The sequence below is a fragment of the Streptomyces sp. NPDC029164 genome, from assembly GCF_055563995.1.
Genome location: NZ_JBVHWW010000016.1, coordinates 65,451 through 91,885 on the forward strand (window position 1 = coordinate 65,451; position 26,435 = coordinate 91,885).

Annotated in this window: 24 protein-coding genes and 3 pseudogenes; 14 read left to right on the forward strand and 13 right to left on the reverse strand. The window is 72.8% G+C overall.

Features of this window, described 5'->3' with window-relative positions:
* The first annotated feature begins 39 nt into the window (after positions 1-39).
* The 3 genes from ACZ4VT_RS17295 (at position 40) to ACZ4VT_RS17305 (ending at position 3,481) form a co-directional block, all read left to right on the forward strand.
* Positions 40-1,377 (forward strand): aldehyde dehydrogenase family protein, encoded by a 1,338-nt coding sequence (locus tag ACZ4VT_RS17295; RefSeq protein ID WP_467950630.1) that lies wholly within the window; start codon positions 40-42, stop codon positions 1,375-1,377.
* Between the two features lie 60 nt (positions 1,378-1,437).
* On the forward strand, positions 1,438-3,165 hold the full coding sequence (gene polX / locus ACZ4VT_RS17300) for a DNA polymerase/3'-5' exonuclease PolX (RefSeq protein WP_467950467.1): 1,728 nt from the start codon (positions 1,438-1,440) through the stop codon (positions 3,163-3,165).
* Positions 3,166-3,340: 175 nt separating this feature from the next.
* The gene (locus ACZ4VT_RS17305) at positions 3,341-3,481 is read left to right on the forward strand and encodes a hypothetical protein (protein ID WP_467950468.1); all 141 of its coding nucleotides are present in this window, start codon (positions 3,341-3,343) and stop codon (positions 3,479-3,481) included.
* 37 nt (positions 3,482-3,518) lie between these two features.
* On the opposite strand, the gene cpt is transcribed toward ACZ4VT_RS17305, so the two are convergent.
* Positions 3,519-4,052 (reverse strand): chloramphenicol phosphotransferase CPT, encoded by a 534-nt coding sequence (gene cpt, locus ACZ4VT_RS17310; protein WP_467950469.1) that lies wholly within the window; start codon positions 4,050-4,052, stop codon positions 3,519-3,521.
* 224 nt (positions 4,053-4,276) lie between these two features.
* Between cpt and ACZ4VT_RS17315 the strand changes: the two genes are divergently transcribed.
* A complete protein-coding gene (locus tag ACZ4VT_RS17315; RefSeq protein ID WP_467950471.1) occupies positions 4,277-4,429 on the forward strand; it encodes a hypothetical protein in 153 nt (50 codons plus the stop codon).
* Between the two features lie 4 nt (positions 4,430-4,433).
* On the opposite strand, the gene ACZ4VT_RS17320 is transcribed toward ACZ4VT_RS17315, so the two are convergent.
* Positions 4,434-4,943, reverse strand: a complete 510-nt coding sequence (locus tag ACZ4VT_RS17320) for an NUDIX hydrolase (RefSeq protein WP_467950472.1) — start codon at positions 4,941-4,943, stop codon at positions 4,434-4,436.
* A gap of 44 nt (positions 4,944-4,987) precedes the next feature.
* A complete protein-coding gene (locus ACZ4VT_RS17325) occupies positions 4,988-5,905 on the reverse strand; it encodes an NUDIX hydrolase (protein ID WP_467950474.1) in 918 nt (305 codons plus the stop codon).
* A gap of 205 nt (positions 5,906-6,110) precedes the next feature.
* Between ACZ4VT_RS17325 and ACZ4VT_RS17330 the strand changes: the two genes are divergently transcribed.
* The 4 genes from ACZ4VT_RS17330 to ACZ4VT_RS17345 all read left to right on the forward strand — a co-directional run bounded on the left by ACZ4VT_RS17330 (position 6,111) and on the right by ACZ4VT_RS17345 (position 10,659).
* Positions 6,111-7,127 (forward strand): hydroxyacid dehydrogenase, encoded by a 1,017-nt coding sequence (locus ACZ4VT_RS17330; protein WP_467950475.1) that lies wholly within the window; start codon positions 6,111-6,113, stop codon positions 7,125-7,127.
* A gap of 118 nt (positions 7,128-7,245) precedes the next feature.
* A complete protein-coding gene (locus tag ACZ4VT_RS17335) occupies positions 7,246-8,550 on the forward strand; it encodes an ABC transporter substrate-binding protein (RefSeq protein ID WP_467950477.1) in 1,305 nt (434 codons plus the stop codon).
* 217 nt (positions 8,551-8,767) lie between these two features.
* Positions 8,768-9,718 carry a carbohydrate ABC transporter permease gene (locus ACZ4VT_RS17340; RefSeq protein ID WP_467950479.1) on the forward strand — a complete coding sequence of 317 codons (951 nt, stop codon included), beginning with the start codon at positions 8,768-8,770 and terminating at the stop codon, positions 9,716-9,718.
* Positions 9,715-10,659, forward strand: a complete 945-nt coding sequence (locus ACZ4VT_RS17345; RefSeq protein WP_467950481.1) for a carbohydrate ABC transporter permease — start codon at positions 9,715-9,717, stop codon at positions 10,657-10,659. The genes ACZ4VT_RS17340 and ACZ4VT_RS17345 overlap by 4 nt, the downstream gene beginning before the upstream one ends.
* Positions 10,660-10,844: 185 nt before the next feature.
* Here ACZ4VT_RS17345 and ACZ4VT_RS17350 read toward each other — a convergent pair.
* Positions 10,845-13,248, reverse strand: a pseudogene (locus tag ACZ4VT_RS17350) (polysaccharide lyase 8 family protein).
* A gap of 145 nt (positions 13,249-13,393) precedes the next feature.
* Here ACZ4VT_RS17350 and ACZ4VT_RS17355 point away from each other — a divergent pair.
* On the forward strand, positions 13,394-13,843 hold the full coding sequence (locus tag ACZ4VT_RS17355; protein WP_467950482.1) for a hypothetical protein: 450 nt from the start codon (positions 13,394-13,396) through the stop codon (positions 13,841-13,843).
* A gap of 297 nt (positions 13,844-14,140) precedes the next feature.
* Complete coding sequence (locus ACZ4VT_RS17360; protein WP_467950483.1) at positions 14,141-14,380, forward strand: chaplin; 240 nt, start codon at positions 14,141-14,143, stop codon at positions 14,378-14,380.
* Between the two features lie 66 nt (positions 14,381-14,446).
* On the opposite strand, the pseudogene ACZ4VT_RS17365 reads toward ACZ4VT_RS17360, so the two are convergent.
* Positions 14,447-15,111: pseudogene (locus ACZ4VT_RS17365) on the reverse strand (carbonic anhydrase).
* 270 nt (positions 15,112-15,381) lie between these two features.
* Here ACZ4VT_RS17365 and ACZ4VT_RS17370 point away from each other — a divergent pair.
* A complete protein-coding gene (locus ACZ4VT_RS17370; protein WP_467950485.1) occupies positions 15,382-16,029 on the forward strand; it encodes a hypothetical protein in 648 nt (215 codons plus the stop codon).
* A 57-nt stretch (positions 16,030-16,086) separates the two neighbouring features.
* Here the strand turns inward: ACZ4VT_RS17370 and ACZ4VT_RS17375 are convergent, their stop codons facing one another.
* The 5 genes and pseudogenes from ACZ4VT_RS17375 to ACZ4VT_RS17395 all read right to left on the reverse strand — a co-directional run bounded on the left by ACZ4VT_RS17375 (position 16,087) and on the right by ACZ4VT_RS17395 (position 20,940).
* Entirely contained in the window at positions 16,087-17,583 is a 1,497-nt protein-coding gene (locus ACZ4VT_RS17375) for a glycoside hydrolase family 18 protein (protein ID WP_467950487.1), read from the reverse strand.
* A gap of 112 nt (positions 17,584-17,695) precedes the next feature.
* Positions 17,696-18,386: pseudogene (locus tag ACZ4VT_RS17380) on the reverse strand (HAD-IA family hydrolase).
* A 45-nt stretch (positions 18,387-18,431) separates the two neighbouring features.
* Entirely contained in the window at positions 18,432-18,803 is a 372-nt protein-coding gene (locus ACZ4VT_RS17385) for a VOC family protein (RefSeq protein WP_362805043.1), read from the reverse strand.
* A 55-nt stretch (positions 18,804-18,858) separates the two neighbouring features.
* A complete protein-coding gene (locus tag ACZ4VT_RS17390) occupies positions 18,859-19,998 on the reverse strand; it encodes a PP2C family protein-serine/threonine phosphatase (RefSeq protein ID WP_467950489.1) in 1,140 nt (379 codons plus the stop codon).
* A 150-nt stretch (positions 19,999-20,148) separates the two neighbouring features.
* Entirely contained in the window at positions 20,149-20,940 is a 792-nt protein-coding gene (locus ACZ4VT_RS17395) for a LysR family substrate-binding domain-containing protein (RefSeq protein ID WP_467950491.1), read from the reverse strand.
* Positions 20,941-20,998: 58 nt separating this feature from the next.
* Here ACZ4VT_RS17395 and ACZ4VT_RS17400 point away from each other — a divergent pair, with 58 nt between their 5' ends.
* Positions 20,999-21,403 (forward strand): DUF5997 family protein, encoded by a 405-nt coding sequence (locus ACZ4VT_RS17400; protein WP_467950493.1) that lies wholly within the window; start codon positions 20,999-21,001, stop codon positions 21,401-21,403.
* Between the two features lie 78 nt (positions 21,404-21,481).
* Here ACZ4VT_RS17400 and ACZ4VT_RS17405 read toward each other — a convergent pair whose 3' ends face one another.
* Entirely contained in the window at positions 21,482-22,048 is a 567-nt protein-coding gene (locus tag ACZ4VT_RS17405; RefSeq protein WP_467950495.1) for a YdeI/OmpD-associated family protein, read from the reverse strand.
* 4 nt (positions 22,049-22,052) lie between these two features.
* Positions 22,053-23,000, reverse strand: coding sequence for an ABC transporter ATP-binding protein (locus ACZ4VT_RS17410; protein WP_467950497.1), 948 nt, complete (start codon positions 22,998-23,000; stop codon positions 22,053-22,055).
* A gap of 132 nt (positions 23,001-23,132) precedes the next feature.
* On the opposite strand from ACZ4VT_RS17410, the gene ACZ4VT_RS17415 reads away from it, so the two are divergent.
* Together ACZ4VT_RS17415 and ACZ4VT_RS17420 are read left to right on the forward strand one after the other, a co-directional pair.
* Positions 23,133-24,497: a sensor histidine kinase gene (locus tag ACZ4VT_RS17415; protein ID WP_467950500.1), complete on the forward strand. Its 1,365-nt coding sequence runs from the start codon at positions 23,133-23,135 to the stop codon at positions 24,495-24,497.
* Positions 24,494-25,192 carry a response regulator gene (locus tag ACZ4VT_RS17420; protein ID WP_467950503.1) on the forward strand — a complete coding sequence of 233 codons (699 nt, stop codon included), beginning with the start codon at positions 24,494-24,496 and terminating at the stop codon, positions 25,190-25,192. The genes ACZ4VT_RS17415 and ACZ4VT_RS17420 overlap by 4 nt, the downstream gene beginning before the upstream one ends.
* 42 nt (positions 25,193-25,234) lie before the next feature.
* Here the strand turns inward: ACZ4VT_RS17420 and ACZ4VT_RS17425 are convergent, their stop codons facing one another.
* Positions 25,235-25,690, reverse strand: a complete 456-nt coding sequence (locus ACZ4VT_RS17425; RefSeq protein WP_467950506.1) for a DoxX family protein — start codon at positions 25,688-25,690, stop codon at positions 25,235-25,237.
* Positions 25,691-26,435 lie beyond the last annotated feature (745 nt).

A 26,435-nucleotide genomic window follows, 5' to 3' on the forward strand; every position in this document is an offset into this window, starting at 1 on the left:
ATCGGGGGAGTGGACCGCCCCGCCGCCTCGGGCGCGACCATGGCCCTGACCGACCCCGCCACCGGCCGGGTGCACGGTCACGCCCCCCGCTCCGGCCCCGCCGACACGGACGCGGCCTGCGCCGCGGCGGCCACGGCGTACGCGCACTGGTCCACCACCACCCCGGCCGCCCGCCAGCGCGCCCTGCTCGGCATCGCCGACGCCATCGAGGCACACGCGGACGCCCTCACCGCCGCCGAGACCGCGGACACCGGCAAACCGCCGGAACAGTTCCGCACCGAGGAACTGCCCGCGATCGCGGACGCCGTCCGCTACTTCGCCGGCGCCGCACGCAACCTCCAGGGCGCCGCCGCGGCCGAGTACACCGAGGGCCGCACCTCCCTCCTGCGCCGGGAACCGGTCGGCGTCTGCGCCCAGATCACCCCCTGGAACTACCCGCTGATGATGGCCGCCTGGAAGATCGCCCCGGCGATCGCCGCGGGGAACACCACCGTGCTCAAGCCCGCCGACACCACCCCCTCCTCCGCCGTGCTCCTGGCCCGGCTCGCCGCCGCCCACCTTCCGCCGGGGGTGCTCAACGTGGTCTGCGGTGACCGCGACACCGGGCGGGCCCTGAGCGCCCACCCCGACGTCGCCCTGATCGCCGTCACCGGCAGCGTCCGCGCCGGCCGGGAGATCGCGGCGGCCGCGGCCGCCGGCCTCAAACGGGTCCACCTGGAACTGGGCGGCAACGCGCCCGTCCTGATCCACGAGGACGTGGACGTGGCTGCCACCGCCGCCGCCCTCGCCGCGGTCGCCTACTACAACGCCGGCCAGGACTGCACCGCGCCCGCCCGGCTCCTCGTCCACCGCCGGATCCACGACGCCTTCCTCGCGGCCTTCGCCGCCGAAGCGGCCAAGCTCCGTACCGGAGTCGACTTCGGGCCCCTCAACAACGCGGCCCAACTCGCCTCGGTGCGGGCCCTGCTGGACCGGCTGCCGGCCCACGCCGAGATCGTCACCGGCGGCGGCCGGCCGCCCCGCCCCGGCTTCTTCCACGAGGCCACCGTGGTCGCCGGCGTCCGCCAGGACGACGAGATCGTGCAGGAGGAGACCTTCGGCCCGGTGGTGACCGTCCAGCCCTTCGCCGACGAGACCGAGGCCCTGCACCTGGCCAACGCCGTCCGCTTCGGCCTGGCCGCGAGCGTGTGGACCACCGACCACGACCGGGCCATGCGCGCCACCCGCGCCCTCCACACCGGCATCGTCTGGGTGAACACCCACGGCACCACCGTCTCCGAGATGCCCCACGGCGGGGTCAAGCATTCCGGCTACGGAAGCGACCTCTCCCTGTCCGGCCTCCTGGACTACACCCAGGCCAAACACGTCATGCTGTGACCCGGAGTCGGCGGGCCGCCCCGACGTGCCCGGGCGCGGCCCGCGGGGCACCCTGGAGGCATGGCCCGAGCCAACGACCAGGTCGAGGCTCTGCTCCAGGAGTACGCGGACCTCATCGCGATCCGGGGCGGGGAGGCCTTCAAGGCGCGCGCCTACGAGAAGGCCGCCCGGGCCGTCGGGGGGCACCCGCAGGACGTGTCCACGCTCGACGCCAAGGGGCTGCGCGAGATCCCCCACGTCGGCAGATCGGTCGCCGACAAGATCATCGAGTACCTGCGGACCGGCCGCATGACCGTGGTCGACGAGGCCCGGGCCGACGTACCGGCCGGAGTGCGCGAGCTGGTCGCGATTGCGGGGCTCGGGCCCCGCAAGGCCATGGTGCTGTACGAGGAGCTGGGCATCAGCTCCGTGGACCAGCTGGTCGAGGCCATCGGACAGGAACGGCTGCGCGACCTGAAAGGCTTCGGCGAGCGGACCGAGGACAACATCCTGCACGGCATCTCGGTGTTGCGGGCAGCCGGCGAGGGGCGGATCCTCGTCAGCGCGGCCATGGACGTCGCCGAGCAGCTCGTCGCCGCACTCTCGGAGATCCCCGGCTGCGTCCGGTGCACGTACGCGGGGTCCCTGCGCCGCATGAGGGAGACCATCGGCGACGTCGACATCCTGGTGGCCGCCCGCCGGCCGGCCCCGTTCATGGAGGCGCTCACCACCCTCCCGCAGACGGCCGAGGTCATCGCGCACGGGCAGAAGAAGACCTCCGTACGGACCACCACCGGCCTCCAGGTGGATCTGCGCGTCCTGCCGCCCGCCTCCTGGGGCGCGGGTCTCCAGTACTTCACCGGATCCAAGGCACACAACATCCGCACCCGCGAACTCGCGGTGCGCCAGGGCCTCAAGCTCTCCGAGTACGGACTCTTCGACGCCGAGAGCGGCGAGAACCTCACCTCCGCGACCGAGGAAGCGGTCTACGCCCGGCTGGGCCTGCCCTGGATCCCCCCGACCCTGCGCGAGGACCGCGGCGAGATCGCGGCCGGGCTGCGCGGCGAACTCCCCGACCTCCTCACGGACAAGGACATCCGCGGCGATCTCCACACCCACACCGACCTCACCGACGGACTGGCCCCGCTGGAGGACATGGTCACCGCCGCCGCCGCCCGCGGATACGCGTACTACGCCGTGACCGACCACGCCCCGAACCTCTTCATGCAGCGCATGACCAACGAGAAGATCCTGGCCCAGCGCGAGCGCGTACGGGCACTGGACGGCGCGCACCACAGGATGCGGCTGCTGCACGGCACGGAGCTCAACATCGGCCCGGACGGCACCCTCGACTGGCCCGACGAGTTCCTCGCGGAGTTCGACATCTGCGTGGCCTCCGTGCACTCCCACTTCAACCAGAGCAGGAGCGAACTCACCCGCCGCCTCATCCGCGCCTGCGAGAACCCGCACGTCGCCGTCATCGGCCACCCCACGACCCGCCGGATCGGCAAACGTCCCGGTATCGACGCCGACTTCGACGCGGTCTTCGAGGCCTGCGCGCGGGCGGGCACCGCGCTGGAGGTCAACGCGCACCCCGAACGGCTCGACCTCTGCGACGAGGACATCCTGCGCGCGAAGCGGTACGGCGTGAAGTTCGCCGTGAACTCCGACGCGCACGCCACCACGCATCTGCCCTACATGCGCTACGGGGTGGCGACCGCGCAGCGCGGCTGGCTGACCGCGGACGACGTCATCAACACCTGGCCGCTGACCCGGCTGCGCAGGTTCCTGGCCAAGAGGGCCACCTGAGGACGGCCCCGGCGGCCGGCGCCCGGACCCGGCAAGGACGGGCCCTCGAAGGTGGCGTGGCCCGACAAGGAGCTGCCCAAGGACTGGCGCACCTCCGACGACCGGGCCGCGGACAGCTCCGAGGCCTGCCAATGGGCGGAGGTCGCCACCCTCCGGGAGGACGGCTTCGACGCCGATGCCTGGGTCGGGAACGAACAAGCGGCGGACGGGCGCACGGCTCCTGCGGACCGCGCTCTTCGCACTGGCCCGCGGCGCGGCCACGGCCTGCGGCTCCTCGGCGGTGACCCTCGCGCTGTGGTGGCTCCACCACCGCTAGCGGGAGCAGAACGTACGGGCCGTAACCGCGGTGACGGTCAGGTGACTCGGGCGGCGATGGCCCGGGCGCAGTCCAGGGACTCCGTGTGCGTGGTGTCCACCTCCAGGTCGTACACCACGCCGTGGTGGGCCCGCTCGGCCTGGGAGGCGGCCATCCCCAGGGCCCGGTCCCCGCGGGCGACCTCGCGCGCCGCGGCGACCGCGCTCTCGCACCTGACACCGACCCACAAAACCTCCAGGCCGTCGAGGGCCTTGCGCCACCGTTCCTGGGACGCCCCTCCGCCGAGGAAGACGTCGTCGACGATGACGGGGGCGCCGGCACGGGCCGTCGCGGCGACTCCCGCCATCCACGCCGCTTCCAGCCGCCGGAACTCCGATCCGATCTGCACGCCGCCGTCCGCCGCGAACCCGATTCCCGCGTCTGATGCCCGCAGCGAGGCGGGCATCGCCTCGACCAGAGAGTCGACGGCGGCGGCGAGCCACGGAACGGGCAGGACCGCCTGCAGACACCGGAGGATCCCGGACTTGCCCGAGCTGGACCCACCGTTCAACACGATCACCTGAGTTGTCACCAGGCCACCGTAGGGGCGGCCGCCGTCGGTCTCGAAGCGATTTACGGCGCGCCCGCCCCGGCTCCCCGCTGCGCGACGGCGGCCGGATCGCCCCCGTCTTCCCCCGCGCCTACCACCCCGGCTGTCGGAGCCGGCCCGGCTGCCGGAGACCGGCCGGCTCCGGGTCGGCATCGACAGCGTCTTCCCCCTGGGCGAAGCGGCCCGGGCACCCCGACACGCCGCCCGTGGACACCTCCGGGAGTTCGCGGGGGAGCCCGTGGCGTCCCGGGAGGGCCGTCCAGGCCGGCGACCGGATGAAGGTGGTCATCACCGAGGCCGACCGCGTGCGGCGCACGGTGTCCCTGTCCCAGCGACAGGTCCCCGCCGACCTGCGGTGACGGGTCAGGGGGCCGCGGGCCCCGCTCCGTCCAGGAGCCGGGTGCGCCGGGGGCCGTCGGGCCTGTAGGGGATCGGATCGCCGAGGTGCTGGAAGTGGACGGCCGCCGGCCGCCCGGCCGCGTACGCGTCGAGGCCGGCCCGGCAGTACGCGATGATCGGCTCCGGCAGGTCGTCGAGCCGGTACCAGCCCATCGCGTCACACACCTGCGGCTCCCGCACCTCCGGCGCACCCGTCCAGCACCTGACCTCGAAGAACAGGCCGAGCCTGGCGTGGCCCCGGGGACCGCGGTGATGGACGGTCACCGCGGAGGCCACGTCCCCGAGGGCGATGCGGACGCCCGTCTCCTCCCGGGCTTCGCGGACCACGGCCTCGACCACGTCCTCGTGCGGGCCGTCGAGGTGCCCGGAGGGCAGGTGCCACATCCCGGCCGCGTAGACCGGGCCCGCCCGCCGGGACAGCAGGACCTCCGGCCCCCGCTCGCCGTCGCGGCGCAGGATCAGGTGCACGTCCACCGGGACGGTGTACCGGCCCACTGCTCCCGGGTGCCCGCCGGCGGTCACGGCCAGCCCATCTCGGTGTAGAGGCGCCCCGCCCGGATGCCCTCGACCGCCGCCCGGGCGTACGGCACCATCGGTTCCGGCAGCGCGTCCGCAGGCCACCAGTCCCAGCTGACGCACTTCTCCGGCTCGCGGACCTCCTCCGTCCCCTCCCACCGGTGCGCGCGGAAGACCAGCTGCAGGCGCGGCCGCGAACCCGGGGGGTCGACCAGGTGCACGACGTGCGTGAGCTCGATGTCCCCGGCCCGCAGCACCAGTCCCGCTTCCTCCCGCGCCTCGCGGATCAGGCAGGCGACCGCGGACTCCTGCTCGCAGTGCCCGGCCAGGAAGTGGTGGTGCGAGGCGCCGAACGCCGAGTCGGGGTGGCGCAGTCCGAGCAGGACGCGCCCGTCGCGCTCCAGGTACAGGTGGGCCCCGATGATGTTCAGGAGGGCCCCGCCGCCCGGTTTCCCGGCGGGCACCGCGATCGACGTGGGCGGGCCCGGTTCCGCCCGGTCCACCTGCGCCCGGTGCTGGTCGATGACCTGCTGCGTCCACGGGCACATCGTCAGGTACGCGGTCGTACGGGCGTCGAACCAGCGCAGCATGATCCCCTCGCTGAGCGGAAGGGCGTCGGCATCGCCGTCCCAGGCACCGAGGTAGACCTGGATCCGGCCGGTGGTGCCGCCGGGCCCGTGGCAGTCGACGACCGTGAACGGTTCCAGCGGGACCGTCAGCCCGGTCTCCTCCTTCAGCTCCCGCGCGATCGCCTCCTGCGAGGTCTCGTTCCCCTCGCGGCCGCCTCCCGGAATGCTCCACGTCCCCGGGTCGCAGATGTGGGGCTTGTTCGCGTCGCGCAGGTGGAGCAGGTACTGGCCGCGCGGATTGACCAACAGGGCGGCCGTACCGCTCGGTTCGCCGGAAGGGGTGGACGACATGGCGGTCTCCTCCTCGTGCCTCGAATCCGGGCCCGTCACGGGCGACATCCTGCCCCGCCGCCGGACGTCGAATGCGCGGCCATCGGGTCCGTCAATTTTCGGCGATCGTTATGAGCATATAGAGCTATTCGATTGATAGATCTTGACGCTCGGAATCTGGATTCATAGAGTCGGCGCGGCCTCACTCAGCCGCAAGGAGTCCCAGATGCCCGTTCGACGACCGCGGACCCTGCTCGCGATGGCCCCCGAGCTCCGGTCCCGCCTGCTGGACGACACCAGCGCCCGAAGGCTCGGCGAAGTGGCCGATCTCGACCCGTATTTCGTCGCCACCGACTTCGGCACACCCGAGGCCGCGCGGGTGCTGGCGGAGGCGGAGGTCCTGCTCACCTTCTGGGGCGCCCCGACCGTCGACGCCCGGGCGCTGGCGGCCGCGCCCCGTCTCAAGGCCGTCGTGCACGCGGCCGGCTCCGTCAAACAGCTGGTCACCGATGCCTGCTGGGACCGGGGCGTCGTCGTCTCCTCCGCCGCCCTGGCCAACTCCCTCCCGGTGGCCGAGTACACCGTCGCCATGGTCCTCCTCTCCAACAAACGCGTGCTCCAGCTGCGGGAGGAGTACCGCCGCGTCCGCGGCAGCCACCACGACTGGCACCGGCACTACGGTGACGTGGGCAACTACCGCCGGACCGTCGGCATCGTCGGCGCCTCCCGGATCGGCCGCCGGGTGATCGAGCTCCTGCGCCCGTACGATCTCCGACTCCTCGTCCACGACCCGTATCTGCATGACCATCAAGCGAGGAGTCTCGGTGCCCGCGGCGTCGGGCTCGACGAACTCTGCCGGATCTCCGACGTGGTCAGCCTGCACGCGCCCGCCCTGCCGGAGACGCGGTCGATGATCGACCGCCGGCGGCTGGCGCTGATGCGCGACGGCGCCACCCTCATCAACACGGCCCGCGGTTCCCTGGTCGACGGGCCCGCGCTCACTGACGAGTTGGCCTCGGGCCGCCTGCACGGCGTCATCGACGTCACCGAGCCGGAGGTCCTGTCGGCCGAGTCCCCGCTGTACGACCTGCCGAACGTACTGCTCACCCCGCACATCGCGGGCTCCCTCGGCAACGAGCTGCACAGGATGGCGGATTCCGCCATCGACGAGATCGCCCGCTACGCCGCCGGGCTGCCGTTCGCGCACCCGGTGCACCGCGCGGACCTCCACCGGACCGCCTGAGCGGCCACGGCCTCCGCCGAACTGATCGTATCGATCAATAGTTCAATTGGTCTTGACGTTCAAGACGCCTGAGCGAATGATTCACCCCGTTCAGCCCACTCGCCAAGGAGCAGTTGACATGAAGGTTCAGTCCTTGCGTGCCTACGGCGCGGTGGCCGCAGCGGTGTCCCTCGCACTGTTGACCTCCGCCTGCGGTGCCGGTTCCACCCACTCACCTGCCGCCGCGGACGACGGAAAGCCCGTCACCCTCACGTACTGGACCTGGACCGGCGGCGCCGAGGCCGCGGCCGCCGCGTTCAACAAGACGCACACCGACATCCAGGTGCAGTTCTCCCAGATACCCGGCGGCGCCGACGGCTACAGCAAGATCAGCAACGCGATCAAGGCGGGCGACGCGCCGGACGTGGCGACCATCGAATACAGCATGGTCCCGGAGTTCGCGAGCCAGGGCTACCTGGAGGACCTCACCGCTTCCTCCGGCGAACTGGTCGAGAAGAGCTTCCCGGCGGGAGTCCAGAACCTGGTGACCTTCGGCGGCAAGACCTGGTCGGTCCCCTTCGACGCCACCCCGCAGGTGTACTTCTACCGCAAGGACCTCTTCGAGAAGTACGGCGTGACCGTGCCGAAGACCTGGGACGAGTACCGCGCCGCCGCCGAGCGGATCAAGGCCGCCGACCCCAGGGCGCGCCTGGGCTCCTTCCCCACCGACGCCCCGCTGCAGGCGGCCCTGTCCTGGCAGGCCGGCGCGAAGTGGTTCCAGATCGCCGACGGCGCCTGGAAGCCCGAGATCAACGACGCGCCTTCGCAGAAGGTCGCCGCGTTCTGGCAGGGCATGCTCGACGACGACCTGGTCTTCAACTACGGCGCAGGCACCCCCGAGGAGAACAAGTCCAAGGCCGACGGCACGACCGTCAGCGTCCTGGGCGCCGCGTGGAGCGCGGGCGGCATGGTCTCCACGATGCCCGACCTGAAGGAGAAGTGGGGCGTCGCCCCCATCCCCCACTGGGGCACTCCGGCCAGTGGCATGTACGGCGGCACGAGCTTCGCCGTGACCAAGGGCAGCAAGCACGCCAAGGCCGCCGCCGAGTTCATCAAGTGGGTGACCACGGACCCGGCCTCGATGGAGGCCCGGATCGGGGCTCTGAAGAACCCGAGCAGCGCCCTGCCCGCGAACCCGGCCATGGCGGCGGTGGCCGCGAAGGCCTTCGACACCTCGTACTTCGGCGGCCAGGACTTCTACGGGCTGACCGGTCAGCAGGTCGCCGTGATCGTCCCCGGGTGGACCTGGGGCCCGGTCTGGGGCAAGGTCAACGCCGACTTCAAGGACGAGGCGGCCAAGAACGGCCTGGCCGGCGGACTCGTGAAGGCCCAGGAGTCGGCCCGTACGGCGATCGAGAGCCGCGGTCTCAAGCTCGCCAAGTAGGCCCGGCCGGGGGTGGCCCGCCCGATCCGCCGGCCCCCCTCCCCGGACCCGGACCGCGGAAGCCGGGTCCGTGGACGTCCGGACCGCGGACCTTCCGACCGCGGAAGCCCGGACCGCGGACCTCCCGACCGCGGACCTCCCGACCGCGGAAGCCCGGACCGCCGAAGCCCGGACCCGGAACCGAACCCGGAACCACCGCACCGCCAAGGAGCCTCCCGTGGCCTCACCCCCCAGCGCCCCGCCGCGTACACCGTCCCCCACGCGGGTACGCCCCGCACGCCCGCTCCGCCGCCGCCGACACGGCGCCGTCGCCCTGTTCCTCACCCCCTTCTTCGCGCTCTTCGCCGTCGTCACGGTGGCGCCGGTCGTCTACGCGGGATGGATGAGCCTGTACCGGGAACAGTCCTCGGGGCTCGGGTTCGGCGGCGTCAAGCGGACCTTCTCCGGCGTGGCGAACTACGCGGCGGTGCTGGCCGATCCGGCGTTCCGCACGTCCTTCCTGAACGTCGCCGCGTACTGCCTGGCCTACATCCCGGTGATGATCGGCGGCGCACTGGGCCTGGCCCTCCTCGTCGACTCCGCCTACGCCCGGGCCAAGCGCTTCTTCCAGCTCGCCTTCTTCCTGCCGCACGCCGTGCCGGGACTGATCGCCGCGATCACCTGGATCTACCTCTACACCCCCGGACTCAGCCCGGTGATCGAGTGGATCGACGGCGCGGGCGGCAGCTGGAACTTCTTCTCACCCGGCAACTCCCTCTCGTCGATGGTCAACATCGCCGTCTGGCAGTGGGTCGGCTACAACATGGTGATCTTCTTCGCCGCGCTCCAGGCAGTTCCCCGCGAGGTCATCGAGGCCGCCACGGTCGACGGCGCCGGCGCCTGGCGCATCGCCCTGCGCATCAAGGTCCCGGTCATCCGCTCCTCGGTGGTCATGACCGTCCTGTTCACCTGTGTCGGAGCGATCCAGCTCTTCACCGAGCCCAAGCTGCTCTCCGACAAGGCGCAGGCCCTCGGCAACGACTGGTCACCCACGATGTACATCGTCAGCAAGGCGTTCATCGACCAGGACTACGCGAGCGCGGCCGCCGCGTCGCTGCTGCTGGCCCTGGTGGCCGGAGCGCTGTCCTACGCGGTGACCCGGATCGGGAAGCGGTGGCAGGAAGCATGACCACGGAGACCGTCCGCCCCCGCGCCGCCGCCGAGCACGGCGCCCCGCCGCACGACCGCCCCACGGCGACGCGCCGGCGCTCCCGCCGGTCCGGGCCCGGCGCCCCCCGCGCCTGGGCCTCCAAGGCCGCCGTCAACACCGTACTGATCATGCTGACGCTCTACACGCTGATGCCGATCAGCTGGCTGCTGATCGCCGCCACCAAGAACCGCCGCGACCTCTTCGCCACCGGCGGGTTCGCCTTCGGGGAGTTCAACCTCCTCTCCAACATCCACGACGTCTTCACCCACAACGACGGCATCTACGGACGCTGGCTGCTCAACACCGTCCTGTACGCCGTCGTCGGCTCCGCCCTCTCCTCCCTCATATCCGTCGCGGCGGGGTACGCCTTCGACAAGTACGCCTTCGCCGGCAAGGAGAAGCTCTTCGGCGTGGTCCTCGCGGGCGTGCTCGTACCGGGAGCGGTCCTGACCCTCCCCACATACCTGCTGGCCTCCGAGGCCGGGCTCACCAACACCTACTGGGCCCTGCTGATCCCCTCCCTGGTCAACCCGTTCGGCGTCTACCTCGCCCGGGTCTTCTCCGAGGGATACGTCCCGTACGAGGTCATCGAGGCAGCACGGGTCGACGGCGCGGGCGAGCTGCGGACCTTCCGCACGATCGCACTGCCGATGCTCGCCCCCGGCTTCACGACGCTCTTCCTGTTCTCCTTCACCGCGAGCTGGAACAACTTCTACGGCGCCCTCGTCATGCTGAACGACAAGGACCTGTACCCGGTCAGCCTCGGCCTCCACATGTGGAACATCTCGACGACGGAGAGCCCGCAGATGTACTCACTGGCGATCACCGGCTCGCTCATCGCCGTGGTCCCGCTGGTGATCGCCTTCCTCTGCCTCCAGCGCTTCTGGCGCTCCGGGCTGACGACGGGTGCGGTGAAATAGATGCCCGCGTCCAGCCCCCGCCGCCGGGTCCTGCGTCGCCGTGGAGGACAGCCCCACCGGGCTGATCCGTCCTCGTCGTCCCCTCCGCCCTGCCGATCCCGGCGGCCGACGGCCGCCTGGTCCTGGACCGACTGACCGAGGCGGACCCCCGGCTGCTCCGCTCCCTCGTCCGCTGACCCGCGGGCTCAGCCCAGCGCGACCTCGATGCGCTGGGTCGCCCCGGCCAGAGCGGTGAGATCCCCGAAGACGAGGGTGAGGGCCGAGCCGGTGGTGGCGGAGGTGACCGCGGCCGGCTTGGACAGAACGGACGCCACCGGCCGGTGCCACGTGAGCGTGAGCGCGGTGCGCATCCATCGGATCGGAGACGCACAGCGTGGCCCGGCCGTCTCCGTGCTCCCGTACGAGGACACACGCGGGACCGTCGGAGGTGAGGGCGCCGGCCGACCCGGCGAACCAGAAGTTCACGGCGGTGACCCCCAGCGAGGCGACCCGGACGCCCTGCCGGGTGTTGTCGTTGGCGAGGACCGTGAGCCATCCGGTGTCGGCGGCCCGGGCCGCGGTGGCGGCGGCGGTGGCGCCCGGCATCAGGATGTGGGAACAGGCCGCATCGACCGGGTCCACACCGTGGTCGAACCACAGGGTCAGATAGCGGCGGGTGACCGGGTCGGTGGCGCCGCCGGTGTTGATGTCGTGCCAGGAGCCCGTCCGGGCCTCGCGCAGCGCCCTGACCGTGGCCCCGCCGGGGAACACGTACCCGCCGTGGCCGGCGATCTGCGCCCAGCGGGTACCGGGGAGGGTGGCCGACCAGCCCGGGGCGGTGGACTGCGCGGCGCCGTTCACGGTGAGGGCCTGGGAGCCGGTGGCGCCGAGGTTGCGGTTCTCGACCACCGTCTCGACGACGGCGCCGTCGGTGGCCCGCACCGACCCGGCCAGGCAGACGATCCCGTCGGCCAGACAGAACCAGGACTTCTTCGCGTACAGCGTGCTCGACAGTCCGCGCACGAACTGGCCGACGGCGGCGTACTCCCCGTCCGTCGCCCCGCCGACCCAGCTCACGTCCGGCCGCGGCAGGCCCCAGGCACCCCCCTCCGCGTCGGCGAGCGGCTTCCTCGACACGGTGGTCCCCGGCAGTCGGTACGGGTCGACGGTGGGCCAGAAGGCATCGGTGTACTGGCCGTTGCCGTACGTGTCCCCCCACCACTGGAGCATGCCCGCGCCGGCGTGCCAGCCGCGGAGGTTCTCCCCGTTGCCCGTCTCGTAGAGGCCCATCCGTTTGGAGGCCATGCTGATCGAGGCCGCCCAGCCGGGACGGCGGTGGACCGCCCGGTCCATGCTGGGGAAGAGCCGGTGCCCGGTCGGCTCGGCGATCGCCGTGACGGCGCCGTCGTCCACTACGGCCCCCAGCCGGGCCAGCGCCGCGACGCCCAGGTCGGTGTCCGAGAGCACCGGGCTGTAGTAGTCCCGTCGCATCCAGCCCTTCACCAGGCCGCGCCAGCGCTGCCGCTCCGCGCCGCTCGCGGCGGTCCCCAGCAGGGCGATGGAGGCGAGGATCCCGTGGCCGCGGCCGTGGTCACCGCCCTGGAACCCGTAGGGGCTGGTCCTCGGATTGCCGCGGCTGGTGGAGCGCCCTGACACCGCGTCCATCATCAGGCCGTTGTAGAGGAAGGGGGCGAAGGACTTCTCCACCGAGTCGAGGACCAGCTGCCGGCCGGGGTCGGTGACCGCCCAGGTCGAACCGCTGAGCAGGGCGAAGAGCCCGGCCAGGCCGCCGAGCAGCACCGCACCGTAGGAGCCGGTATAGGAGAGGTAGGTGTGCTGGACGAAGGACCCGTCGGCGTAGAAGCCGTCCCCGCTGGTGACGACGGGGAAGACGGGGGAGAGGGCGTCGCGGGCGAGCGCGACCTTGGCCGGGCTCCGGCCGAGGATGCCGCGCAGCGCCAGTGAGCGGCACAGGTCCACCCGGTTGGCGCCGGTGCTGGTGCCGGTGTACTGGGCGACCGCGGAGTCGGGGACGAAGCGGTCGACCGCCGCGAGGTAGCCGGCGAGCTGCGCGGGGGAGAGCTGCGCGTACAGGACGGTGCTGATGTCCAGCAGCAGCTGCGGTGAACCGATCCGGAAGTCCCACCAGTTGCCGAACGGGCTCTTCGCCGGGTGGTAGACCTGCTCGTGGAGGTGATCGAGACCCGTCCTGATGTCGGCGGCCAGTCCACTGTCGCCGGTGAGGCCCGTGCCGGGCTGCGCGTACGCCTGGGCCATCGTCCCCAGCCGGGCGTAGCTGGCGGTGATCGAGGCGGAGAGGGTCAGGGGCAGGTCGGGCCAGAGCGATCCGGTGACGGCCGCCATGGCCGCGCGCTGCTCGGCGGCCTCGCTGCCCAGCATCGCCAGCTTTCCGGCGAACGGCGCGGCCGTCGGGTCGAACCCGGCGCCCAGCACCATCTCGCGCCATCTGTCGCGGAGTTGGTCGAATTCGTCGCCCGCGGCGGACGCGGCGCCGGCTGTCGAGAGGGTGAAGGGCGAGGGGATTCCGGTCACCAGAGCGGCGTTTCCGGAGAGGTGGAGGAAGGAACGGCGGGACCATGGAACGGACATGGAACCTCCAGAGCTGGGGGGTGCCCTGCCGACCGTTTCTAGCACGCGTGCGAAATGGCGCTCAAGAGGCGCGTATGAACCGATCGTTTGGAGTGATCGGTCGAAATGGTGTTGCCGGCTCATGGGGTCTGGTACCCCCGCACCCATGACGGACGATCCCCACTGGGTCCGGCCCGGGATCCTGGCCGCCGTACCACTCGACGAACCGCCCGCCGTCGTGAGCATCGGGGTGGGACTGCACGGGGTCACCAGCGCCGTCGACGTCTTCCGGCTCCCGGACCTGTGGCAACCGTACCTGTCCCGGTACGCCGCCGGACTCACCGTCGACGGGGTGCGCCACGCCATCCGGCCGGGCCATGTGAGCCTCGTACCGCCGGGCGCGGTGGTCCGCTGCCGCTACCGGGGCCGCTCCGAGTACCTGTACGCGCACCTGCGGCTGCCGGGGGCCGGCCCGCCGCGGCGGGGTGCGTCGCCGAGCGCCGGCGAGCCGGCGGCCGGCTCCGGCGCCCGGCCGCACGCCCCGGCGGCGGCCGCCATCGCCCCGCGGACGCGTCGATCCACAGCGCGCCCGGTAGGTCGTGCAGGCCGCCGGTGATCCGGTGGGCCGGCTCCGCGCCCGTGCCGACTTCACCCCACGGCCGGGGAGGCCCGGCGGTGAAGGGGTGGTCGGCGGAAGCACGTTGCGCCGCCCCTTTCGAACAAGGCTCCGTCGAACGGCTCCACGGCCGCCGGGCTCCGATGCCCCCAAACGGGGGCCGCCGGGGTACCCCTTCGAGGGAACCGGGCTCCTGAACCAGGCCGGGCGGCGGTCAGCTGCCGAATGAAAGAGGGCGGTCCCCCTCGGGGCCGCGCGGTGCTCCGGCACCGCTGTGCGGTAACAAGGAGATGTCACGTGTCGCGTGTTCTGAAGAGTGCAGGTCTTGCCCTGGTGCTGGGCCTGGCGGTCATCGGCGGTGCGTCCTCGGCGTCGGCGGACGCCAAGGCCGAGGGTGCCGCGATCGGCTCGCCCGGATTCCTCTCCGGCAACGTGGTCCAGATTCCGATCCACGTTCCGATCAACCTGTGCGGGAACAGCATCAACGTGATCGGTGCGCTCAACCCGGCCGCCGGCAACGTCTGCGTCAACGCCTGACCGTCGTGAAGCCAGGCTCATCCCGGTCGCGGTCAGCGCCGGGATGAGCCGTACGCGCCGCCGCCGTCACGACAAGGTGCGCACCTGCTGGTCGCGCAGTTCGTAGCGGGCGGCGACCACGGCCAGTTCGCCCGCCGTGACCTTCCCGGCGAGGTCGGGCTCGGCCGCCAGCCGGCGACGGACCTCCCGTACGTGGGCGTTGATCGTCGCGTCGACGCGGGCGTCACCGTGCTGACGGTGATCGATGGACGGCCGTATCTGATCGGCCAGGTACCGGATGTGGGCGGGGAGCGGCTCGCCCGTCTCGCGGCGTGGACCGCCGCGGCCACCGCCCCGCACGACTGGTGGGCCAGGACGAGCACCAGCGGTACGCGCAGCTCCAGAACCCCGTACGCGATGCTCCCCAGCACCGCCTCGTCGAGCACCTCGCCCGCCGACCGTACGGTCAGCAGATCGCCCAGCCCTTGATCGAACACCAGTTCCGGCGGCACCCGCGAATCCGCGCAGCCCAGCACGACCGCGAACGGCTGCTGCCCCTCGACGAGCCGGCGCCGGCGGCCGCCGTGCCCGCCACAGTGGTGCGCAGCAGGGCGCGGCGACTGCGCGGAACGGCGGCGGGGGTCCGTGTGTTCGAAGGCATGGTCGGACGGCAACCCGCACACGAGGGCGGGAGTTGGGGCCGCCGGCGCGGTGGCGGAATCCACATCGGCCCTCGGGCACCTGGCCTGCAGGCAGCGCACGGCGGCGCGGCGCGCCAGCGCGGTGTCCGCACGGGAAGAGTCGAGGACCAGCATGACAAGCGGCTCCTGCTCGGGAGGGAATGGCGGGAAGTGGGCCGAACGGCCTTCTGTCAGCGTCCCAGCCCCCGGGCCCGCCCGACCATCGACATTTCGGCTGATGAACGAGGACTGACGGACCGATGGGCGGCCGGGCCGGGCCCGCGCTCGGGCGCGCGGCCCCGGCGTGCGAGGCTGTGTCCGGCACAGGGAGGAGACCACACCATGCACACGCCGAGCCGGCCCGAAGACCTCGACCACCCCGAGCAGTTGTGGGCGAGGGCGGTGACCATGGCCATGGTCGACGCCGCATGCTCGACCAGCACCGAATTCTCGCTCGACGACGACGGCCTGTGGTGCCACTCCACCGGCGCGGGCGGCTGGTGGCGGCTGACCCTGTTCGACGGGGAACGCGCCGTGTTCTGCGGCCAGGACCCCGACGGCAGCCACACCCATGCCGACGGCGAGCAGATCGACTTCCTGGCCGGCGGCCCCGCATGGCTGCCCTGGGAGCTCCTGAGGGACGACGCCGAGGGGAACCTCTTCGGCTTCGTCTACTGGTGGGAGGGCGGCGCCTGGCACCGCATCCCCTACCCGGACGAGCTGAGGGAGGACGGGCTGGACGGGGCCGCCCCCTGGGTCGGCTCGCACGAGGAGTTCCTCGGGCTCGCCGTGGCGTCGTATGACGCCCCGTACGACGGCGCACGCGGCCTGGCCGAGGCCGTCGTCCGGTTCGAGGCGCTGGCGCGGGAGCGCAAGGCCGACGCGGAGGCCGTCGCGGCCCTGCTGGCCCCGGGCCACACCGAAGGCCGCCCCGCGCCGCGGCCGGCAGTGGCGCTCGACCTCGCCACCCGCGCCGGCATCCTCGCGTAGCGCGTGACGGTCCCGCCGCACCTCATGTGCGGCGGGGCCGTGGGCCGTTCGGCGCGGCTACTTGAGCGCGGCGAACGCCTTGGTGAAGGCCAGCGGTTGCTGGAGGATCGAACTGCACGTGGCGTCGGCGTAGTTGACGGCGCCGGCCGCACACTGCTTGTCTCGCGTCGAGGACCACATGGCCAGCCGGCCGATCCCCTTCGACGCCGCGAACTCGACCAGCTGCGTCGCGTCCGCGACGGTGAAGATCTCGCTCGTGACATCGTTCACGCCGATCATCGGTGTGACGGCCACGGCCTTCCACGCCGCCGCGTCGGAGAGCCCGAGCACACCCTTGAGCTGGGCCTGGGTGGCCGTCGCGGCCTGGATCGCGTACTGCCCCATGTCCCCGCTGTACGCCGGGCCGTAGTCCATCGCCATGATGTTGACGCCGTCCACCCGCACGCCGTTCTTCTTGGCGTCGGCCAGCAGCGCCACACCCGGCTGGGTCAGTCCTTCGGGCATCACGGGCAGGGTGAAGGCGACGTCCAGGCCGGGGTGGGACTTCTGCAGCCGGGCGATGGCCTGCGCACGGCGCGCGTTGGCCGCGGTGTCCGGCAGGGCCGCGCCCTCGATGTCGAAGTCCACCTTGGTGAGCCGGTACTGGTCGACGACCTTCCCGTACGCGGCCGCCAGCTCGTCCACGGTGGCGCAGTTCAGGGCCAGTTCGTGTCCGGCGGCGCCGCCGAACGACACCCGTACGTCACCGCCCTTGGCGCGCAGCGCACCGATCTGCGCGGCGACCTTGTCGCTGGCGAGGTCCGTGACACCGCCCCACAGGGGCGCGCAGCCGCCGCCGGAGGTGATGAAGGCGAGGTGGAACTCCTTGACGCCGGTCTTGGCCGCGGTGTCGACCAGGTCGTAGGCGGGGTACAGGGAGGTGTCCACGTACGGGGCGAAGCGCGCGCCGCTGCCGCCGGGTGCGGGGACGGGGGCGGTGGGGGTCGGCGTGGGGGAGGGTGCCGTGGTCTTCGTCGGCGCGGCCGAGGTGGTGGGCGCGGTGGGCGTCGCGGGCGCGGTCGCGGTGACGGTGGGACGGGCGGTGGGCCGTCCGCTCGGCTGGGCCGTCGCGCCCTGGTCCACGGAGCACTTCACCCCGTTGATCAGGCAGCCGGTCGGGTCGCCGGGGGAGCCGGACCCGCTGGTGACGAAACCGACGGTGACGGAGGCCCCGGCGGCGAGCTCCCGGTTCCAGGTCGCGGGCTTCACGGTGACCCGCCGGCCGGAGACGGTGTGGGTGCCGTTCCACAGGGAGTCGATCTTCGTGCCCGCCGGCAGGTCGAACTGGAGCGTCCAGTCCGACTGCGCCTGGCCGGTGTGGTTGGTGATGACGTACTGGCCGGTGTAACCGCCGCTCCAGGAGCTGGACTTCGTGTACACCGCGCCGACGGAGGCCGCCTGGGCGGTTCCGGTGAAGGCGAAGGCCGCGCCTCCGATCACGGCCGCCGCCACGATCGCTCCCGTGATCTTCGCCTTGCGGCTCGTCCTGCGCCGGTGCCCGACTGTGCTGCCCATCGCGTGCCTGCCTCTGTGTTACTGGGGAGTTGGGTGATGCGGCAGCACGCTAGCCGCACCGAAACGGACATTCGTTCGTTTCGACCCGCCCCCCGTGAGTCTTAGGTTCCGCTTAAGGCAGGGACAAGAGGGGGATCAGGAAGCGGGCTGTCGGGGCCACTGCTCGGCGATGAGGGGGGGAAGCTCGCGCATGGCGTGGAAGACGACGGTGTCGCGGCGCGGCGAGGCGTTCGGCCGGGGTCAGTCCGCCGGCGTAGCCGAATGCTCGCATGCCGGCGGCGCGTGCCGCCTGTACGCCGGGCCGGCTGTCCTCGACCACCACGCAGGCCGCGGGATCGACGCCCGTCTGCCGGGCGGCGTACAGGAACAGGTCGGGGGCGGGCTTGCCACGGGAATTCGGTCGCACTGTAGATGCGGCCCGCGAAGCGCTCGTAGAGACCGGTGCGGCCCAGGGCATCCCGCACCTTGTCGTGGGAGCCGCTGGAGGCGACGCACGTCGGCAGGGTGAGCGCGTCGAGTGCTTCCGGGAGGCCCTCGACCGGGGCGAGCCCGGCCTCACGGACTCGCGGTGCAGCTGCTCGAACCTCTCCGACCAGATCGCGGCCGTGTCCGGGCCGAGCCGAGCGGCGACCGGCTCGCGGATGGCGGCGTGCGAGCGCCCGATGAACCGGTCCACGACCTCGGCCTCGGTGAGCGGCAGCCCAACTCGGCACCGTGGGCGATCTGGCCCGCACGGCGGTGCGCTCCCTGTCGACCAGCACGCCGTCGCAGTCGAATATCACGAGTTCAACGGGCTTGACCATCTCGGCAGCACAGGGCTCGCCGGCGCCCGCCGTCCCGCGAGTGGATCAGCCGTGGGTGGTGTCGATGACGCAGAAGCGGTTGCCCTCGGGGTCGGCCAGCACGATGAAATCGGGGTCCTCGGGATAGGAGTCCCAGTCGACGTGCCGGGCACCCAGCGACACCAGGCGCGCCACCTCCGCCGCCTGCTCCGCCGCGTCGGCCACGTACAGGTCGAGGTGGACGCGCGGGCGTTCTTGTACGGGTGTGACGCTGCGGCCCAGCGCCAGGCCGGGCCCGCCGCCGTCCGCGGGGACCAGGACGGTCCAGCCCTCGTCCACCTCGCCGTCGCGCGGGACGTAGCCGAGCGCCCGGCTCCAGAATTCCGTGGCGCGCCGCACGTCCGAGGCGCCCATGACGATCGTTCCGATGGTCAGCATGATCCGATTCTGGCAAACCCCGATCCCGTTCCCCCCGGGGCGGGCCGTTCGATCCCTACAGGGGTCGTTCGATCGCCACCATCGCCGCGTCGTCGCCCAGGGTGTTGCCGGTCGCGTGGGCGAGCAGGTCCCGGCACAGGTGATCGAGCAGGGCCCGCGGGTGCATGCCGGAGCAGGCGGCCACGCGCTCGGCGAGGGGGTAGAAGGTGCCCTCCCGATCACGCGCCTCCAGAACCCCGTCCGTGTAGAGGAGCAGGACGTCACCCGCCGCGAAGGCGAAGGTCTGCGCCGTGACGGGCACGGCCACGAGCCCGGCGAGGCCCAGGGGCGGTCCGGGCTGGGACACCTCCAGGCGCACCACCCCGCCGGAGCGGGGCAGCAGGAGCGGCGGCGGATGGCCACAGCTCACCAGGTGCAGCACCGGTTCCCCGTCGGGGACGTCCAGGACGGCCGCGGTCACGAAGCTCTCGCCGTCCTCGCCCGGCACGCCGCCGCGGCCGTCGTCCTCCGAGCCGTCCAGGTCCGGGGAGACCGCCGCCTCCAGGTAGTTCACCAGGCCCGGCAGCTCGGCCTCCTGGTGGGCGGCGGCCCGGAAGGCGCCGAGCACGAGCGCGGCGTCCCCGACCGCCTCCAGGCCCTTGCCGCGGACGTCACCGATGATCAGCCGCGTCCCCACGGCCGTACGGGCGGCCGCGTACAGGTCGCCACCGATCTGGGCCTCGGCCGCCGCCGCGAGGTACACGGAAGCCAGGCTCAGCGGCCCCATCCGGTCGCGGAGCGGCCGCAGGACCACCTCCTGGGCGGTCTCCGCCACCGAGCGCAGCTGGACCAGCTCCTTCTCGTGCACCTCGCGCAGGTGGGCGAAGAAGGTCACGAACCCCGAGATCATGATGAGTGCGATGATCTGGAAGGTGTGGTTCAGATCGGTCAGGCTGGTGCGCACCATCGCGACGACCACCTGGGCCAGCACCGCGCCCAGGCCCACGAAGCCCGTCATCCAGGGCCCCGCGAACGAGGCCGTCAATGCCGGTGCGGCGACCAGGAACGGCCCGAGGTGAACGTCCGGCGGAGCGAGGACGTCGACCAGCGTCACGAGGGCGATCAGCGCGAACGGGACCGCCAGCTGTGCGTGGCTTACCCGCAGGGCTCGGTGGTGGGCTCGGTGGTGAAGGGGGTGTGCCGGCCGGAGATCCATCCCACCTGCATACACCGCGAGGCGATCCGGATCCCCCAGGCCAGGCCGGTCCCAGGCCGGTCGTTCGGACCAGGCCGGGCGGACCGGCCGTGGCAGACCTTTCCGGGCCCTCGCCTGCCGCCTCCCCTGCCGTTCCGGTCCTCGCCTGGCCTACGGCCGACGGCGGGGCTTGCCGCTCTTGCCGCCCTTGCCCGCCTTGGCACCGCCGGAACCGCCCCGGGGGTTCTTGCCCGTGGCCTTGCCGGACGCGGTCTTCCGCTGGGCGCCGGAGCCAGCGCCGGAGCCCGTCTCGGGGCGCTTGCGCCTCGCCTTGGGCTGCGGCGGCGTCGGCGGGCGCCCTCGCGTGCTGTTCACCGTCCGGCCGCGGACGATCCCGATGAACTCCTCCACCAGATCGGTGGTCTCCTCCTGCGGCCACGACAGCGCGACGCGAGACTCGGGCGCGTCCGGGACCGGCCGGTAGGTGAGGTCCTTGCGGTGGTGCAGACGGGCCAGCGACTGCGGCACGACCAGCACGCCGATCCCGGCCGCCACCAGCTCGATCGCGTCCGCCGTCGTCGCGGGGCGCTCGATCGCGGGCCGTCCCGGCAGCTGCTCCCACACGAGGCTGTCGTCGAGGGGATGCAGCACGATCTCGTCGGCCAGGTCCTCGGTGGACACCTCTTCGGTCGCCGCCATCAGGTGGTCCTTGGGGATCACCACCACCGTGGTCTCGGTGTACAGCGGGATGGCGCTGAGGTCCGTACGGTCGACCGGCAGCCGGACGAATCCCGCGTCGGCGCCGCCCTCCCGCAGTACGCCGAACGCCTCGCCGGGGGACACCGCGACAAGGGTCAGCGGGACATCCGGCAGTCGCTCGTTCCAGATCCGCACCCACTTGCCAGGTGTCACCCCGGGGACATAAGCGAGCCGGAACGAATGGGGTACTTCCGAGCCTGTCACCCCGCCAGGTTACCCGTCGTGGTCGGAGGTAGCGCACACGCTCGATACTCTTGACACCATGACGTCGCACCAGAACACCCAGACGATGAAGCCCGCGACCGCGGCGAAGAAGCTGGGCGTGTACCTCGAGGCCACCCCCGCCGAGTTCCAGGAGGGTGTCGTCTCGCGCAACGAATTGAGTGCGCTCCAGGCCGATCCGCCCGAGTGGCTGCAGGAGCTGCGCCGCAACGGTCCGCACCCCCGGCCGGTGGTCGCGGCCAAGCTGGGCGTGTCCATCGCCGGCCTCGCCCGCGGAGGAGTCACCGAGCCCCTCACCACCGAGCAGATCGAAGCCCTGAAGCAGGAATCTCCCGAGTGGCTGCAGAAGGAGCGCGCCACCCAGGCCGAGGTCCGCAAGGAATCGGTCCGGATCAAGGAGAAGAACGCGGAGCGGGCCGAGAAGGCCCGCGGACAGGAGTCCTGACCTTCGGCTCCGGCTTCCGTCAGGCCCGGCTTCCCCCTGGGACGCCGGGCCTGACGCCTTTTTCCGTGGAGGATTCCCCTAGCCCGCGGTCAGGGTGCGCAGGGCCTTGCCGAGCCGGGCCTTCCTGCTTTCCGGCGTGAGGGCCTGGAGCAGCGGCAGGATCAGCTGGTAGCGCCCGGTCCTGTCCAGCGCCTCGAACGCCTTCCGGGCCTCGGGGTGCGCGTCGAGGGCCGCGGCGAGGTCGGGCGGCACCGTCGCCGTCTTCTGCGACGCGTAGGCGCTCGCCCACCGCCCGTCCGCCCGCGCCCTGCGCACCTCGGCCAGCCCCGGTTCGCGCATCCGCCCCGCGGCCGTCAGCGCCGCCACCTTGTCCACGTTCACCCGGGACCACAGGCTCTTGGCGCGGCGCGGCACGTACTTCTGCAGGTAGTGGCGCTCGTCGAGGGAGCGCCGCTGACCGGAGATCCAGCCGTAGCACAGCCCGATGTCGACCAACTCGTCGTCGGTGACCGACGGGATGCCGGAGTTCTTTTTGGCCACCTTGATCCACACGCCCTCTTGCCGCGTGTGGTGCCCGGCCAGCCAGCCCTCGAACGCCTCGCCGTCCGCGAAGCCGACGATCTCCACCCCGCCCAGTTCGTCCATGCGCTCAGGCTATCTCCCGACCCGGCCCCTGATCGTCCTCGCCGGGGCGGCCGGACCCCCGGGCGCCGGCCGCGAGCTCGTCCAGTACCTCCTCCAACGAGGCCCTGCGGGTGTCGAGTTCGAGCACCACGATGCCGTGCTCGGTGGCGAGCGCGCCGACGCGTTCCGCCGTCATGCCGGTCACGGCGAGCCGCCCGGCCCCCGACCGGCGGGCCCGGACGACCGTGGCGCCCTCGCCCGTCAGTACGGCGGCCAGCTCGGCGCAGCGCGGAGTGCCGACGACGACCCGGGCCGCGGCGCACCGCGCGGCGAACTCGTCCGCGGACTGCGCGACGACCACCCGGCCCCGCCCGAGGACGACGATCCGGTCGGCGGTGTCCGCCGCCTCCGCGGCGCGCTCGCCGGTGATCGCGACCGTACGGCCCTCCGCGGCCAGCGCGCGCAGCAGCCCGCGGGCCCACCGCACCCCCTCGGCGTCCAGACCGGCCAGCGGCTCGTCCAGCAGCAGCACGGGCGGATCCCCGAGCAGCGCGGCGGCGATGCGCAGCCGCTGCCGCATCGCCGGGGAGTACGTCGCCACGCGCCGCCGCGGCTCCCGCGACAGGCCCGTCTCCGCCAGGACCTCGGCCACCCGGCCGGACCCGATGCCGTGCTCGCGGGCCAGAGCCCGCAGGAACGCCCTCGCGGTGCGCCGGCCCCGCAGGGCGGCCGGCTCGGGCAGGGCCCCGACCTGGTGCGGGCTCCGCGGTCGGCCGCGCGGCGGGACCCCGCACACGGTGACCGTGCCCGCGGTGGGGGAGTCCAGCCCCAGGATCAGGCGCAGCGCGCTGGTCTTGCCGGCCCCGGCGGGGCCGAGGACCGCCGTGACCGTCCCCGGCCCGGCCGTGAGGGACAGCCGGTCGACGGCGGGCCTGCCGTCGTGCATCTTGGTGAGTTCCTTGACCTCGATCACACGACTCACCCTGCCGGGAGACCCGGCGCGCGGGCATCGGGCTGTGGGCGGCAAGGGCGGGGGAGCCACCACCCTGGGGTGTAAGCCCGGGGGCCGATGTCCCCAGGTGGGCCCGCTGGTTACCGTCGCGGCATGGACATCCCACCCAGGAACGCGAAACGTACGAAGCGCGCCGAGAGCGCCGAGAGCGCCGACCAGCGTGTGCGGGGCGGCCAGCACGCGCAGGGCGCACAGCACGTGCGGGGCGGCCGGCACGCGCAGGGCGCCGACGGCACCGCGCCGGAGCCGGCATCGGCCCTCGCGGCATGGGGCGGGGCCCTCCTCTACGCCCTCGTCCCGGGCCTGCTGATCGGCGGCGTCCCGTACGCGGCCGGACCGCTCCTCGGGGCGGTGCTGCTGCTCGCCGTGACCCCGCTCGTCGGACTCCTGCGACGCCGGCCCCTGGTGGCGCTGACGCTGACGCTCCTCGGGGGCGCGCTCGTCGCGGGCGCCGCCAGGGACCACAGCCCGGGCCGGTTCCTGGTGTTCATGGCGTCGGACCTCGTGCTCGGCTACATCGTCGCCACGCGCTCCCGGCGGGACAGGCTCGCCGCCACCGCCATGGTGGTCGCCATCGAACTCCCGGCCGTCGGACTGCTGTCGGTCGGGCCCTACGACATGATGAGCACCGGCCTGATCGGCTCCCTGTCCCTGGGCGCCGTCTACATGACCGGGCTGCGGTTCCGCGAGCGCCGGGAGCACACCGTGGAACTGCGGACGAAGGAGGTCTCCGAGGCGGTGACCGCGGAACGACTGCGCATCGCACGCGAGTTGCACGACATGGTCGCCCACAGCGTCGGCGTGATCGCCATCCAGGCCGGCATGGGCAGCCGGGTCATCGAGACACAGCCGGCCGAGGCCCGCGCCGCCCTGCGGGCCATCGAGTCCATCAGCCGCGAGACCCTGTCGGGCCTTCGTCGTACGCTGGTCGCGCTCCGCCAGGCGCAGCCGGACGGGCCCCACGAGCAGGCACCGCTCGGCCCCGCCCCCGGACTCGCGGAGCTCGGCGCCCTGGTGGCCACGACCGCGGCCGCCGGAGTGCGGGTCGACGTACGGCGGGAGGGGGAGGAGCGCCAACTCCCCGCGGACATCGACCTGTCGGCGTACCGCATCGTGCAGGAGGCGCTGACCAACGTGGCGCGCCACGCCGGCACCGGGCACTGCCGGGTCACCATCGGATACGGGGAAGAGGAGCTGACCGTGGAGGTCGTCGACGACGGGCGTGGAACGCCCGAGGGCATCGGGAGCACGGGATTCGGCATCACCGGGATGCGCGAGCGGGTGAGTCTGCTGCACGGCCGGTTCAGTGCCGGGGCCCGTCCCGGCGGTGGGTTCCGGGTCGAGGCGGCCCTGCCGCTGCCCGTGTCGGCGCCCGCGCCCGTGTCGGTGCCGGCGCAGGTTTCGGTGCCGGTCAGCGCGCCGGCAGCGGTGGCCGAGGGCGAGGGTGAGGCCCGATGACCGGGGCTCCCGCGCGGCCGGTCCGCGTACTGCTCGTGGACGACCAGCCGTTGGTCCGCTCCGGCCTGCGCGTACTGATCGCGGACACCGCCGACCTGGAGGTCGTCGGCGAGGCCGGTACCGGCTCGGAGGCGGTGCGCCTCGCCGCGGAACTGCGCCCCGACGTGGTGGTGATGGACATCCGGATGCCGGGCATGGACGGGATCGAGGCCACCCGGCTGATCACCGAGGGCGCCGGCACGGCCGGGACCGACTCCGTCAGGATCCTCGTCCTGACCACCTTCGACGAGGACGACCACGTCTACGGGGCGCTGCGCGCCGGCGCGAGCGGGTTCGCCGTGAAGGACATGGCGCTGGAGGAGATCCTCGCGGCGATCAGGGTCGTCGCCGCCGGAGACGCCCTGATCGCGCCGGGTGTGACGCGCCGGCTGATCGCGGACTTCGTCCGACGGCCGGGGCCCGCGGCGCCGGAGCCGGCGCTGCGGTCCGTCGCCGGCATCACCGAGCGGGAACGGGAGGTCCTCACCCTGGTGGGGCGGGGCCGCTCGAACGGCGAGATAGCCGAGGAGCTGTTCATCTCGGCCGCCACGGCCAAATCGCACGTGTCGCGGCTGTTCACCAAGCTCGGCGCCCGGGACCGGGTCCAACTCGTCATCACCGCCTACGAGATGGGGCTGGTCGCGGCGCCCCGATGAGGGGCCGCCGGGCGCCGGAGCGGGTGGCGGGGAAACGACTCCTCAGGCGGTGACGGTCCCCGCGCGGGCTTCGTCCCGGCGTCCGGAGGACGTGGCCGGGCGGGAGGCGAACAGCCCGTCCAGGGCGAGGGCGCCGGGACCGGTGAAGACCAGCAGGAGGAAGGCCCAGCAGAACATCGCGGAGGCCTCGCCGCCGTTCTGCAGCGGCCAGAGCGCACTGGGCTGGTGCACGGTGAAGTAGGCGTACGCCATCGAACCGGAGGCGACGAAGGCGGCCGACCGGGTGCCGAGGCCCAGCAGGACCAGGACGCCGGCGACCAGCTGGATCGCGGCGGCGTACCACCCCGGCCAGGTGCCGGTGGCGACCGTGCCGCCGCCGTGCGCGCCGCCGAGGACGCCGAAGAGCGAGGCGGCGCCGTGCGAGGCGAACAGCAGTCCGACGACGAACCGGAAGAGGCCGATGGCGTAGGGCTGGGCGTGGTGGAGACGTGCGTTCATGGGGGGAGGCTCCTTCGGTTGGGGACGGGTCCCGAAGTCGTGCCGATACGCTCAAGCGGAGCGAGCCAAAGGTTAGGTACGCCTAAGTGGCCTGGCAAGCGCGAGTTCCGGCCGGTTGGCTGCGCCGCCGGTTGGCTGCGCCGCTCGGGCGGGGTCGGGGTGGGGGCCGGTTGTGCCGGGGCCGGGCGCGGGTTGGCTGCGCCGCTTGGGCCGGAGTGCGGGGGTGGCCGGTTGTGCCGGGGTCGGGCGCCGGGTGGCTGCGCTGCTCGGGCGGGGTCGGGGTGGGGGCCGGTTGTGCCGGGGTCGGGCGCGCGCCGGGGTGTCTCCTCGGGCGCCGAACGTGTCGGGGGGGGTCGGAGAGATCGGCCTTGTTGTGTTCGGCGCCCTGCGGGGACACCCCGGCACACACCCGACCCCGCCCCAACCGGCCCGGCTGCTACCCCAGCCCCTGCGACCCCTCGGCACCATCCAGCTCGCCGCACCATATTCAGCCTCCGCCGCACCATCCAGCCCCGCCGGCGTTTGAGGCGCGGGGTCCGGGGCGGAGCCCCGGTCTTTGAGGCGCACCGCCCAACCCCGCCGAACCCTCTCCAGCCTCGCCGCACCATCCAGCCTCCGCCGCACCATTCAGCCTCGCCGGCGTTTGAGGCGCGGGGTGCGGGGCGGAGCCCCGATCTTTGAGCCGCACGGCCCGATCCCGCCGGCACCATTCAGCCTTGCCGCACCGCTCCAGCCCCGCCCGCAC